The following is a 12,839-nucleotide window of genomic DNA, read 5'->3' on the forward strand; positions in this document are numbered from 1 at the left end:
GACATATGGAAATGCAAACAAAAGATCATTTGAACTTTACGAATCAACTGCCAAAGTGGGCCATTGGTTGCCATATCGGGTTAATCCTCTTGTTCTTTTTACTGGGAATAGGTATGTTTGTTTTTACTGCCAAAGAAGTCTCAGAGACCGGGCTGAGTATCTCAATTCCTTTATTCATGATTGTTATTGTTTTTCTTGGAATTTCATGGTTTAGTAATAAAAATTTACGAAAGTATTTAGACTGCATTATAAAAATCCAAGTTGGTGAAAAAGGTTATAAATATTACGCAAAAGACAAAAAGAAAGGTATTGAACAGGAATTTTTCCTACCTTATGAAAATATGAAGTATGTTTTAATTGGGATGGATTATCGATTAAAGGCAAAATACAAGTATAGTGTTCATCATGAGAGGACCAAACTTATTCCAGTCCGATCGGCAAAAATATTAATCTATGGTGTCAGTTCCAATAATCAATTAGAGGTTACAAGTTTTGCTCATTGGGATGAAGGATCATTATATAAATGGATTGATATATTTCAAAAGCACGGAGTAGACATTTTTCATACAGATAAAGCCTTAACAGCAACCCAAAACAATCCAGAAGTTATTGAATCAATTCCAAAAAAGATGTTTGAGGGAGAACTTTCTTTTGAAATTGGTTCAGAGGCAGACGGGTTGGATAATATCTTTTTAACAGAAGAGCAGCAAGAATTGGTTGAGGAAAAAGAGAAAAAAGGACGAAAGAGCGGCCTATACTTTACCATTCTTTTATCTATTTCACAAATCATGATGATTTGCTATTGGTTTCCCCATTGGGAAATAGTAGATAAGTCCTTCAGTGATAGTTCTGGAGAGTTCGTCGCTCTTTTATTTACGCTTCTTTCACAGTTTGTTATCTATATAAACATGCGAAAGATCAAAATGTATGAGCCGATACGAGATAGTATCATCATTTATCTCGGTATCCTAATCGGGATTCAGCTTTCACCAGATGAACGAACGACATTTCAATTCGCTGTTCAGGGTTATGCAACGATGACGATTTGTTCATTTTTGTTTCTCTACTATGGAGTGAAATTATCTTCTTGGTTTCAAAAATTAAGGAAAAAACGATGAATATAAGCAGGCTAGAAACTTTAAGGAAACTTACCTAAGATTAATTCGTATAGTTAAGAGATGAAGAGGATTATATAACATGAATTTGAAAGGATGAGGGCCATGACAGGAATTTTCATAGGGATTATTGTAATGGGGCTCTTTTTTCTGCTGGGACGCACATTAGGTGCTGGGAGGAAAAAGTCTTTAAAGAATGACCATATCCCGGAACAACTAGGTGTACAGGTAGTAGAAGCAATTCCGATTGTGAATAAGCTTGATCTGTCTCTATCAGATTTTTATATAGATAATGTGAAAAATCGGGTCCTACAGAATCATCCGAAATGGAAGGATCATGAGTTTGACTGGGGAATGTTTGAATTGAAACGTTATTTCGTGATGAATAGTCTTTTAAAGTCAGTCCCGATGTTTAGTCATCATGTCGATGAAATCTGGCATGAAATGCTCATGTTTACTAGGGACTATGAAAAGTTTTCGAAGGACTTTTACAATGATACACTGCACCACACACCTAATCTGGATCGTACTCCGATACCAGGTGAACGTGCCTTTTTTGATTGGGTGTATATTAGTTTATTTGAAGTAACTGACAATAGTAGATCCATCTGGGGGCGTCTTTTACAGAATCCAATTAAGCGTGAAATTCTAGAGGATTTCCGTTTATTATCTGAAGGTGAACTACTATCGAAATATTTTAGAAAAAGTGAAGAATGGCTGGAAGTAATAAGATTTTTAATTAGTAAAATGAAAAAAGAGATTCGTGAGGCTGAGCTGCATAACACAAATTCTAAGAAATTTACTCCGCATACCTCAGCGGTAGACACTAATTTATATACATATGCAGCGGGGGCAGCGGTCTTTTATTCGATATACAATGAAGATCAATTTCATGAGCATATGAGTGAAGTTGTTCCTGAAGAATACCAAAAAGGTATATCGTCCGGCGGAGGCTCTAGTTGTTCCGGCTTTTCTTGTAGCAGTGATTCAGGTGATTCAAGTGGTGGTGGAGATTCAGGGGGCTCCAGCTGCTCCAGTTGTGGAGGAGGCTGTAGTAGTTAGTTGAATAATACCGGAAGCTTGCACATTATGACTATTGAATTAGAAAAGGTCTTTCGGCAGTATACAAAACGGTTTTGCGTCTTTTTCGGAAGGCGTATATACATATTACATAAGGTCTTTCATTACTCACAGTGGAAGACTTTTTTCTGTGTTTTAGAAAGTTCGTTTGAGTCAAAATATTCATTCATGTATTATAAAATATAAATATCTCAACTTATATTATTTATTTAAAATAGTAGTTTGCAAGTAAACTGGAGGTTGATATGAAAGTTCAATTTACTTTACAAACAAAAATTCTAGGTCTAATTATCTTTCTTATTTTACTTGTTATTGGAGTTCTAACAGCAACATTTGCTTTCAATGAAACAAAAGAAGATGTTAAACGGGCAGAAGAATTAGCCCTTCAAACAGCCCAAACTCTTTCATTTATGCCTGCAGTCCAGGAGACTTTTCGGGAACAGAATAACAATCAGCAAAAACTACATTTGGTTATTAATAAGGTAATTGAACAGGTAGATGCTTCACGGGTTCTTATTGAAGATCGAGAAAAGAACATAATAGCTGGCGAAGAGCCGCCTTCTCAATATCAGGATACTTATAAAGCACTTGTATTTGGAAGTACCTATGTTACTCGTGTAGGACAAGGAGAGAGTGAGGTATTAAGGGGGATTGCCCCTATTATTCTTGATTACGAAGATTATAATAAGGTAGAAGGCGCTGTAATTGTGGAGTTTCATATGATGGAAATTAGTGGCCGTATTTCTAGTAAAGTGAAAGAAATGGTTATTACCTCTGGAGTAGTATTGTTTATAGGGATTATAGGAAGTGTCGTTCTAGCACGAAATATACGAAGAGATACTCTTGGGCTGGAACCTTATGAAATCGCTTTATTATTTAGGGAACGTAATGCAATTCTTCAATCCGTCAAAGAAGGTATTATTGCAATTGATCAATACGGAAAGGTTACGATGATGAATAAATCAGCTCAACAAATTTTAGATATTTCTAGTCGAGATGAAGTTCGAAGAATAAATGAAATGATTACATCTGATCATATTCTAAAACTTATTGAGTCAAATAAAGATGTTGTAAATGAGGAAGTACAGTACAAGGATCGAACCCTTATTGTTAATACACAGCCAGTCTTAGAAGAGGGGAAAAGAGTCGGAACAGTTGCCACCTTTAGGGACAAAACGGAAATGAAGAAAATGGTTGATGCTTTTTCTGAGGTGAAGCAGTATTCAGAAGATTTACGAGCACAAGCACATGAGTTTACAAATAAACTTTATGTCATATTAGGTTTAATTCAACTTGGTAAAAAACAAGAGGTCATACAACTTATTCAAGAAGAAACAAAATCACAAGAACAGCATACCGAACTTATTTTTAATCATATTCAAGATGAGAAAATCCAAGCCATTTTATTAGGGAAACTAGCAAAGGCATCTGAAAAGAAAATTGACTTTCATATTGAAGAAGAAAGTTCAGTTTCACCTCTATCAGAAAAGTTCCAACTCGCACCATTAATTATTATTTTAGGAAACATATTGGATAATGCATTTGATGCAGCTGCTGATAGTGAAGAAAAAACAGTTACTTTTTTTGTAACTGATTTTGGGAACGATGTTTTGTTTGAGATAACAGATAGTGGTAAGGGAATTCTAAGTGGGATGGAAGAAACAATTTTTCAAAAAGGTGTATCACTTAAGGGAGAGAAAAGAGGGTATGGTCTTGCGAATGTTAAAGAGGAGGTTGAGCTTCTAGGTGGCTTTATTGAATTAACAAGTAGGAAAGATGAGGGGACAGTGTTTTCTGTATTTTTACCAAAGTGATAGAAAAAGAGGGGGAGCCGGGTATGACTAACGTCATAATAGCTGAGGATGACTTTCGTGTAGCCCAAATTCATGAGGCATATTTAGCAGAAGTGAAGCAGATGAACTTAGTAGGAAAAGCAGGAAATGCTAAAGAAACGTTTGAATTATTGGAGAAACTGGAAGTAGACTTAATATTATTAGATGTGTATATGCCAGATCAGCTTGGAACAGAGCTTTTAGCACAAATTAGAGAAAACTATCCTGAAGTTGACATCATAATGATAACAGCAGCGACAGATAAGGCATTTGTAAATAAAGCGTTAAACTACGGAGTAGAACATTACTTAGTAAAGCCAATTACAATTGAGAGATTTAAAGAAATAATGGATCAGTATAAAAAGAAAAAAGAGCTATTGAAGTCTGTTTCAAACGTGAATCAGGACTTTCTTGATAGTCTTTTTGGATCAGGTGATAAGCAAATTGAAAAGCCATTGCTTCCTTCAGGAATTGATTATGTCACACTTAAGAAAGTCAAAGAAATTATTAAATTTGAAACCGATGGAATAACATCGGAAAAAGTTGGCAAAAAAATGGGAGCATCAAGGACAACAGCTAGGAGGTATCTAGAATATTTAGTCGGAACAGGGGAAGCAATATCTGAACATGTATATGGAATTGTCGGTAGGCCAGAGAGACGCTACTACTCAGGGAAGATAGAGTAGTGGCGTCTCTCTGCTACTTTGTGAACAAAATGAACAAAACATACTTTTATTTATTTATCACACAATATTTTGAAAACGTTTACATTAAAAAGCTTGATAGATAAGATATTTATAGGTAAAGCACACATGGGTATGCGTAGCAAAAATCGTTCAAAAGAGGGTGTTAGTTCATATGAAAAAAGTAGGGATTTTACTTTTAATGGTGGCAATTTTAACGGCATGTTCAAATTCAGCATCAGGGAACAAGGAATTTCCAAATAAGAATATTGAAATCGTTGCTCCTGCATCACCAGGTGGTGGATGGGATTTAACAGCCAGGTCGATTCAACAAGGTTTAAAGGATAATAATCTCGTAGACAGCAATATTAATGTAATGAATAAACCTGGTGGCGGGGGAGAAGTAGGTTGGAAATACTTAGAGTCTAAGGATGCTCACTACTTAGCTGTTAATTCAAGCTTACTTCTTACGAACAACTTATTAGGTCAAAGTCAGTTAACACATAAGCAATTTACACCAATTGCAACACTTGCTACTGAATGGATTTCGATTGCAGTTCCAGCTGATTCTGAATTTAAATCAGCTGATGAAGTAATGAAAAAATTAAAAGAAGATCCTAAGTCATTAAAAATTGGAGTAGGCCCTGCGCTAGGGAATAACGACCATTTATCATTTGTTCAAGCTTTTAGTGAATACGGTGGCGATCCATCTCAACTTGACTTTCTTGTCTATGAAGGTGGAGGAGACGTTGTTACAGCATTACTGGGAAATCACGTAGATGTTATAACAACTGCATTATCTGAAGTAAAAGACCAACATATAGCTGGGAAGCTTAAAATTCTAGCTGTTTCATCTGAGGAAAGAGTAGAAGACCTTGATGATGTTCCAACTTGGCAAGAACAAGGAGTTGATATGGTATTCCCACACTGGAGAGGAATCATGGGACCTCCTGATATGACAGAGGAAGAAATGGCTTACTGGGATGAAAAAATTGGTGAATTAGTAAAAACTGAAGAATGGCAAAAAGTTCTTAAAAATAATGATTGGGACGATTTTTATAAAAACAGTTCAGAAACAAAAAGTTTCTTAGAAGAACAAGAGAAAACTTATACAGAGTTAGTTAATAATTCTGGACTCGTTAAATAAAGAATGAAAGATGAAAAGTTAACCTTCCCCTAAAAGGGAAGGTTAGCTTTTCATCAGAAATAGATAAAAAATATGGAAAGGAGAAAAATCTAATGAAAATCATTAAAATGGGGATGCCAATATTTTTAATCTTATTAAGCTTTCTTTTTTTAATTGGGTCTTTCAATCTACCAAAAGCGAATTTGGGAAATCCAAATGGCCCGCTTTATTTTCCGATCGGATTAAGTTGTTTATTATTGATTTTTAGTATTTTGTATTTATTTCAGGAGCTCAAAATATTAAATAAAGAAAATAAAAAAATAACACTTATGCTTGCTGGGCGAACTCCTAAACTTATTGGACTTACTGTTTTGTTAGGGGTAGGGTATGCGTTCATTTTTGAGATGATCGGCTTTTTATTCTCAACTGTTTTATTTTTAGGGGCATTATTATTTGTTGTGAATGGTAAGCAAAAGTGGAAAGTTAATGTTATTGTAACGGTTTGTTTCTCATTTTTATCCTGGTATGCATTTAGTGTGTTACTGGGTGTTAGTTTACCTTAGGAGGTGACCTGAATGGACATGAATAATTTTCTCGAAGGATTAATGACATCCTTAGAACCGATGAATATAGTATGGGTTGTTATTGGTGGATTTTTAGGAACGATTGTAGGGATGTTGCCAGGACTTGGACCAGCCACAGCTGTTGCTGTATTAATACCTATTACATTTGGAATGGAGCCCATTAGTGCGATTATTTTAATGGCAGCAATTTACTATGGTGCCATGTATGGTGGATCGAGAAGTTCAATTTTATTAAATACACCTGGCGATGGATCAGCTATTGCCGCAACCTTTGATGGATATCCTATGGCTCAAAAGGGTCAAGCTGGTGAAGCAATGGCCATTTCAGCAGTAGCCTCCTTTATTGGTGGAATTATGGCTGTAATAGGATTTGTTTTCCTTGCCGAGCCACTTGCAAGCTTTGCCTTGAAATTTGGACCAGCAGAATATTTCCTTTTAATGCTTCTTACACTTTCTGCAATTGTATCACTCTCAATTGGCAAAATGATAAAAGGATTCTTGGCCATGTCACTAGGGCTCTTATTGAGTACAGTTGGAATTGATACACAAACAGGTGTTTACCGATTTACAATGGGAATCCCACATTTCAGTGAAGGAATTGATTTCTTAATTGTGATTATTGGGGTTTATGCCATTGGTGAAGTATTGTACAATTTCCTCACAATTGATCACCTTAAGAAGGAAAAGAAAAAGGTAGGGAAAATTTGGTTTAGCAAAGAGCAATGGAGACGTTCAAAATGGCCAATTTTAAGATCTGGTCCACTTGGATTTATAATTGGAGTACTTCCTGGAGCGGGTGGATCAATTGCTTCGATGATTAGTTATTCTACAGAGAAACAAATGTCTAAAAAGTCTGATGAATTTGGTAAAGGTGCTGTAGAAGGGCTTGCTGCACCGGAATCAGCTAATAATGCAGCATCTGTAGGGGCAATGATCCCGTTATTAACAATGGGTATTCCGGGATCAGGTACAACAGCTGTCATGCTTGGAGCACTTATTATGCTGGGAATTAAACCGGGGCCGCTTTTATTTGAAAACGACCCAACAACTGTTTGGTCTTTAATCAATAGTATGTTTATTGGAAATATTGCCTTAGTAATTATTAATATATTACTAGTTGGTGTCCTTGTGAAAATACTTGATACACCAGCAAAAGTACTTTATCCAATCATTGTGTTACTAGCTTTCATTGGGACATATACACTAAGTTATAGTGCTATCGACTTCTTCTTATTATTAGTTTTCGGATTATTCGGACTTATGCTTAAAGTACTTGATTTTCCGATCGCACCTCTTGTTTTGGCCTTAATTGTTGGAGCGGACATGGAACAAAATTTTCGAAAGGCAGTGCTATCATCTAATGGAAGTATGGATATTTTTTTCGCATCACCGATTTCTATAACCCTTATCTTCTTAACGATCTTATCAATTAGCTATCCATCAATTGTAAAATTCTTTCAAATACGTAAAGCGAGAAAAGATATAAATATTAATATGTAAGAAAAATCCAGTGATATTCTGTTTAACAGCAGAATACGCTGGCTTTTTTTTAATCAAATGATGCTTGGCATAGTAGTTAATTTCAAATGTGAAGTAACCTTTATGTAGAAGTCAACGACTTTCCCTATTAAGCTTAAGAATGACAATAATCAAAAAAATCACTAAAAAAGACTGATTCATAAGCTGTATATTTTGAATAGGAGGAAAATATTGCTAAAATAAATTTATCTTGAGTATGGAGGAAAAGTAATGGCAAATGTCTCAACTACACGTAAACCTAATTTCGAAGTATCCCCTCAATTTATTAATCGTTGGTCACCGAGATCCTTTTTGGAAAAGGAAATACCGGAGAATGTACTTTTCAGCCTTTTTGAGGCAGCGCGTTGGGCTCCATCAGCTTCTAATAATCAGCCTTGGAGATTTATTATAGCTCGTACAAAGGAAGATCTTGAAAAATTCCATTCTTTTATTATGCCTGGAAACCTTGTATGGTGTGAAAAAGCACCTGTATTAGCTGTCATTGCATCACAAAAATCTACTGAACGCGGCCCTAATGCTTGGCATGCCTTTGATGCAGGAACGGCTTGGGGACATTTGGCTTTAGAAGCACATGCAAAAGGTCTAGTAACCCATGCAATGGGAGGATTTGAAAAAGAGAAAGCTCGTGAAGTTTTAAATGTGCGGGATGATATTGAAATTCATGCGGTAATAGCGATTGGATATCAAGGTGAAAAAGAAATACTGCCAGAGAATCTACAGGAGCGTGAACAACCAAGTGATCGCCGTCCGTTGAAAGAATTGCTTTTTGAAGGGACATTTGACAATATATAAAACAAAAGTGAAACCTACTAAGTAAGTAGGTTTCACTCATTTCTATTCTTCCTCAGGTTTCACACCAAAAGCCTCAGGAATCATCGTAAATCCTTCAATTACAGTATCTTCTTCCACTTCAATCATTAGGTAACGTTTGCCGCTTAATTGAACTTGTTTTACGTACCTTAAATCTTGCGGGCTAATCGAAATGTTTGCTATTTTTGTATTGATTTTAATTGATTTTGAAGTGAACTTCGGCAAAACACTGTTTGCTTTTATCTCATATTTATCATCATCAATTATTTTTTTGAAGGAAGTTTCGACCTTTTCTGTATTTACATCTTCAAGTCCGCTCATCTTTAGAACACGTGCTACGTCAATTGAATCTAATTTCGGTTGTTCTTCCTCTTCATTTTCTACGATCATCCGGTTTATTTCTTCATATACATTGGAGAGAGTGGAGGTATTCAATTGATCTCCTGTAACATCCTTAATAATTTCCTCAAAAACGATTTTATCATCTTTTGCGGTCATCGTTTCCTCGCCGTTTAATACCTCTTCAATGAATTGGTGATCAGGTTCATGTACCCTGCCTGATGAATATAAGATGTGATTAACATCTGCTGCATGATCAGTAAAACAAGGAAACAGAAATCCGCCCATAGGTGCATTAAGGTTAATGATTGGATCAACAACAAAGTTGTACTTAAACTCTCTTTCAACATAGTCAAAAAGCAGTTCTTTTTTGGGCTCTTGCGTATTATTGATGCTGCATAAAATAAAGGGATGAGAGTAAACAGTATCTCGTTCACTTTCCTCTGCTTCATCATTTCGACGTTTCGTTGGTTTTAAATATTCTCCACGAATGAATGTAACAACAATGTCCATCTCATATTGTCGGGTAAGGAGCATTTTTCCTACGATTTGAAGCATTTGTTCCTTCCAGCCTTCCACATCTGTACTGAGTAATCCTTGATGTAAAATAAGCTGACTACTATTGGCGGCATCTCGTTGGAACTTTAATTCAAAGAGCTTTTCATCCAGATTGCCGGCAAGTAACTTTTTAAAGTTACTCATAAATAGCTCTTTTTGATCATCATCAAGCATTTCAAATGGTTGGCTTTGATGGTGATAAATATCACTTGTTTCCTTCATAATATACACATTAAAAATGTCAGAGATTTTGAGTAAATCATTATTTATTTTAAATTGTTTTCGAATATTTGCTACATCTTTTTTATTCATGATTTGTTACACTCCTAAGCCACTCTACTTTTAGTCATTCCTTTATTTTAACATACTTGTTTTCTGGATAATAAGTATCGATAGTGTGTATAAACAGCCTAATTCTTTCACCAAATTTTCATAATCGGGCGTTATAATCAGCTTTAATTAGGTCAAAGTTTATAAAGAAGCTGTTTTTACTTTTCTATTAGATAGGATAAGAATTCGCATAAAGACTTGTCGATAAGCCGAATTTTTCTATCTTTGAACCTAAATTTTTGCTAAAATCATGACTAAATGAAATACGGGACAGGAGTGTCGTTATTGCCGAGAGTACAAAATATTGTTGCTTTGCTTTTGGTTGCAGGCGGTTTTTGGTATTTTTATGGAGAGACCTTTCATCAGGACGGGTTTCAAGGTGTTGTTGAAGAAGTTCGTACAGATATTACAGAGATAAAGGAAAATCCTGAAGTAATCTCTGCGATAAACAAAGTGAGTAATGACATTCAGCAATTATTTCAGAAATTCATTCAAAATTTACCGGAAAAGGAAGAAGAAAATCAACAAGTAGTAGAGCCTCCGAAGCTTGAAGCTCCTTCTGAACAGTCATTTTCGGTTTATAATATAGAAATTGGTGACACTCGGGAACAGGTCGAACAGCAAGTGGGGACAGCAAAACGATCGTCTTTAAATGAGTATGGAGTGGAGTGGGTTGCGTATCACGAGAATTACCAAAACTTTGTTATGGTCGCTTATGATGGTCAAGAACGGGTTGCTGGCCTTTATACAAACCAGGATCTATTAACAACAACAATGGGAATTTCCTTCGCAAGTTCAAGGGAAGCGGTTCTTGCGGAGATGGATGACCCACTTACAAGCATTCAAAAAGGATTTGTATCTTATCAAGTTCAAAATAATGAGGAATATGATATATTTCGAATTGATCAGAATTATGTGACAGTCTTTTATGATAAGCATGAAAAAAATACTGTTACTGCTATTCAAATTGTCAGTGAGGAACTGGAAAATCAAAGAGAAAACTTCTTTGCTGTACCAAGTGAAGAGTTGAAAGAGGGGTTTGAGTACCAGTTGTTCGATTTAACAAATGCTGCCAGAGTGACTCATGGTTTATCTGTACTGAATTGGGAGGAACCAGTTCGGCAAACAGCTCGTGACCATAGCAAGGATATGGCGGATCATAACTACTTTAGCCATACCAATCTTAACGGTCAATCTCCGTTTGATCGAATGACAGAAGACAATATTACGTATCGAATGGCTGGAGAGAATCTTGCTACAGGGCAAATCAGCAGTGTCTTTGCACATGAAGGATTGATGAATTCCCTCGGCCATCGAGAAAATATATTGCAATCAGATTTTGAAGGTCTTGGTGTGGGTGTCGCGTTTAGTAGTGATTCACGGCCGTATTATACGGAGAATTTTTTAACGAAATGATATGTTTTCATGGTTTAAGAGTTTTGTAAGAACAACCATATATCATAGTAATAGACCCACTGTTTCTATAAGTTCTTGGGAAAACTAATTACTGGAGTGGTTGAATTGAATCGTGATCTTGATAAAGAATGGTTGTACTTAATTTTAGAGGCAAAAAAATTGGGAATTAGCATAGAGGAAATTAGGTTGTTCTTAAGAAGCATATAATAAATCCACAAACAATGTAACTTCAAGTGAAATTACATTGTTTTTATAGAAAGAAATGCCACTAGCTAGTTATCACTGACTGATACAATTGTTTTAGGGACCGTTGTGGCATGATTCCTAAGTCCTCCAGAAGTAAATTCTCAAATTCTTGATAAAGTTTAATTGCCTCGGATCTGTATCCTTGGTGAATGAGAATTTGCATGCTTTTTCTAACATTGTTCTCCAAATAAGGATTTAACTTTAGCTGAAGTTGAAGGTAATAAAAAGCTTTATTTGGGTCTTTGTTTTCATAAAAGTTGATCACTTTATCAAAAAGATGCATGATCTTCTCATAATAATAAGTAGACTTATCATGGGCCCATTCATAGTGATTCAATTCTAAATAATGCCCTGTGTATGTTTCAATTAACTCTTTAGCGATGTTCTGATTAGTATAATCAAGAACCTGGACACTCTCTATTGTTTTGTCAAAATGAATCGCATCACAATGAATGGTTTCCAACTTTAATGAATAACAATTATTTGAAAAAGAAATACAATTTGGGTATCCTGATTTGTCTAACATTTTCCGCAAATATGATAAGCAGGTATGTAGGTGAATCTTTGATTTTTTATAATCTTGATCAGGCCATAGATTTTCAATAATAATATCCTTGTGGATATATTGGTTAAAATGAGTGAGAAGGAATGCAAATAGTTCTTTTACCTTTGCTGTTTTAAAATTAATTAGTTGTTGATTTTGATATACTTGTAGTTCATTAAAACAACTTATGATCAAAGGTTGTGTTTCTGAAATCCTTTTAGATCTATTTTGTCTACTGCCAACTACGCTAATTAGCCGATCAATCGTTTTTTCGAGACGTTTACTGGAAATGGGCTTTAATATGTAGTCAATAGAGTTTACCTCAAAAGCTTGGACAGCATACTCCGAGTGTGCTGTGACAAAAACAATATGTATAGAGGATTGGATGGACAGAATGGCTTCTGCAATGTCCAATCCATTTGATTTCCCCATTTCAATATCTAAAAAAACAACATCAATTTTTTCCTCAATGAGATCACGAAAGATTTGCTCTTGTGTAGAATAAGTTTTTATTACTTGAATGATTGGAAATGCCTGTAGTTTCTTATTTAATAAATGAATAGATAATTCTTCATCATCCATTATGACTGCACGAATCATAAAAAATCATTCCTTTTCACACATAATCTACCATTAT

12 protein-coding genes are annotated in these 12,839 nt (G+C 35.3%); 10 read left to right on the forward strand and 2 right to left on the reverse strand.

Annotated elements, in window-relative coordinates; all coding sequences use genetic code 11:
- The first annotated feature begins 5 nt into the window (after positions 1-5).
- The 8 genes from LC095_RS23310 (at position 6) to LC095_RS23345 (ending at position 8,751) form a co-directional block, all read left to right on the forward strand.
- Positions 6-1,118: a hypothetical protein gene (locus LC095_RS23310; protein WP_226530390.1), complete on the forward strand. Its 1,113-nt coding sequence runs from the start codon at positions 6-8 to the stop codon at positions 1,116-1,118.
- Between the two features lie 93 nt (positions 1,119-1,211).
- Positions 1,212-2,177, forward strand: coding sequence for a hypothetical protein (locus tag LC095_RS23315; RefSeq protein WP_226530391.1), 966 nt, complete (start codon positions 1,212-1,214; stop codon positions 2,175-2,177).
- Between the two features lie 263 nt (positions 2,178-2,440).
- On the forward strand, positions 2,441-4,009 hold the full coding sequence (locus LC095_RS23320) for a sensor histidine kinase (RefSeq protein ID WP_226530392.1): 1,569 nt from the start codon (positions 2,441-2,443) through the stop codon (positions 4,007-4,009).
- 23 nt (positions 4,010-4,032) lie between these two features.
- Positions 4,033-4,713, forward strand: a complete 681-nt coding sequence (locus tag LC095_RS23325; RefSeq protein WP_226530393.1) for a response regulator — start codon at positions 4,033-4,035, stop codon at positions 4,711-4,713.
- A 172-nt stretch (positions 4,714-4,885) separates the two neighbouring features.
- A complete protein-coding gene (locus LC095_RS23330; RefSeq protein ID WP_226530394.1) occupies positions 4,886-5,857 on the forward strand; it encodes a tripartite tricarboxylate transporter substrate binding protein in 972 nt (323 codons plus the stop codon).
- A gap of 92 nt (positions 5,858-5,949) precedes the next feature.
- On the forward strand, positions 5,950-6,399 hold the full coding sequence (locus LC095_RS23335) for a tripartite tricarboxylate transporter TctB family protein (RefSeq protein WP_226530395.1): 450 nt from the start codon (positions 5,950-5,952) through the stop codon (positions 6,397-6,399).
- Between the two features lie 18 nt (positions 6,400-6,417).
- Positions 6,418-7,920: a tripartite tricarboxylate transporter permease gene (locus tag LC095_RS23340; protein ID WP_226530415.1), complete on the forward strand. Its 1,503-nt coding sequence runs from the start codon at positions 6,418-6,420 to the stop codon at positions 7,918-7,920.
- Positions 7,921-8,169: 249 nt separating this feature from the next.
- The gene (locus LC095_RS23345; RefSeq protein ID WP_226530396.1) at positions 8,170-8,751 is read left to right on the forward strand and encodes a nitroreductase family protein; all 582 of its coding nucleotides are present in this window, start codon (positions 8,170-8,172) and stop codon (positions 8,749-8,751) included.
- Between the two features lie 42 nt (positions 8,752-8,793).
- Here the strand turns inward: LC095_RS23345 and LC095_RS23350 are convergent, their stop codons facing one another.
- Positions 8,794-9,978, reverse strand: a complete 1,185-nt coding sequence (locus LC095_RS23350; RefSeq protein WP_226530397.1) for a DUF4317 domain-containing protein — start codon at positions 9,976-9,978, stop codon at positions 8,794-8,796.
- A 294-nt stretch (positions 9,979-10,272) separates the two neighbouring features.
- On the opposite strand from LC095_RS23350, the gene LC095_RS23355 reads away from it, so the two are divergent.
- Both LC095_RS23355 and LC095_RS23360 read left to right on the forward strand, forming a co-directional pair.
- Positions 10,273-11,412, forward strand: a complete 1,140-nt coding sequence (locus LC095_RS23355; RefSeq protein ID WP_319005839.1) for a CAP-associated domain-containing protein — start codon at positions 10,273-10,275, stop codon at positions 11,410-11,412.
- 96 nt (positions 11,413-11,508) lie between these two features.
- Positions 11,509-11,619, forward strand: a complete 111-nt coding sequence (locus LC095_RS23360; protein ID WP_226530416.1) for an anti-repressor SinI family protein — start codon at positions 11,509-11,511, stop codon at positions 11,617-11,619.
- Between the two features lie 61 nt (positions 11,620-11,680).
- On the opposite strand, the gene LC095_RS23365 is transcribed toward LC095_RS23360, so the two are convergent.
- Positions 11,681-12,802, reverse strand: a complete 1,122-nt coding sequence (locus LC095_RS23365) for a response regulator (protein ID WP_226530399.1) — start codon at positions 12,800-12,802, stop codon at positions 11,681-11,683.
- Positions 12,803-12,839 lie beyond the last annotated feature (37 nt).

This window comes from Metabacillus niabensis (assembly GCF_020524345.1).
GTDB classification, from domain to species: Bacteria; Bacillota; Bacilli; order Bacillales; family Bacillaceae; genus Metabacillus; species Metabacillus niabensis_B.

What these genes read in the sequence shown, in the direction of transcription:
- LC095_RS23350 (WP_226530397.1), bottom strand. Translation starts at nt 9,978, where the DNA reads ATGAATAAAAAAGATGTAGCAAATATTCGAAAACAATTTAAAATAAAT.
- LC095_RS23315 (WP_226530391.1), top strand. Translation starts at nt 1,212, where the DNA reads ATGAGGGCCATGACAGGAATTTTCATAGGGATTATTGTAATGGGGCTC.
- LC095_RS23325 (WP_226530393.1), top strand. Translation starts at nt 4,033, where the DNA reads ATGACTAACGTCATAATAGCTGAGGATGACTTTCGTGTAGCCCAAATT.
- LC095_RS23320 (WP_226530392.1), top strand. Translation starts at nt 2,441, where the DNA reads ATGAAAGTTCAATTTACTTTACAAACAAAAATTCTAGGTCTAATTATC.
- LC095_RS23310 (WP_226530390.1), top strand. Translation starts at nt 6, where the DNA reads ATGGAAATGCAAACAAAAGATCATTTGAACTTTACGAATCAACTGCCA.
- LC095_RS23365 (WP_226530399.1), bottom strand. Translation starts at nt 12,802, where the DNA reads ATGATTCGTGCAGTCATAATGGATGATGAAGAATTATCTATTCATTTA.
- LC095_RS23330 (WP_226530394.1), top strand. Translation starts at nt 4,886, where the DNA reads ATGAAAAAAGTAGGGATTTTACTTTTAATGGTGGCAATTTTAACGGCA.
- LC095_RS23335 (WP_226530395.1), top strand. Translation starts at nt 5,950, where the DNA reads ATGAAAATCATTAAAATGGGGATGCCAATATTTTTAATCTTATTAAGC.
- LC095_RS23345 (WP_226530396.1), top strand. Translation starts at nt 8,170, where the DNA reads ATGGCAAATGTCTCAACTACACGTAAACCTAATTTCGAAGTATCCCCT.
- LC095_RS23340 (WP_226530415.1), top strand. Translation starts at nt 6,418, where the DNA reads ATGAATAATTTTCTCGAAGGATTAATGACATCCTTAGAACCGATGAAT.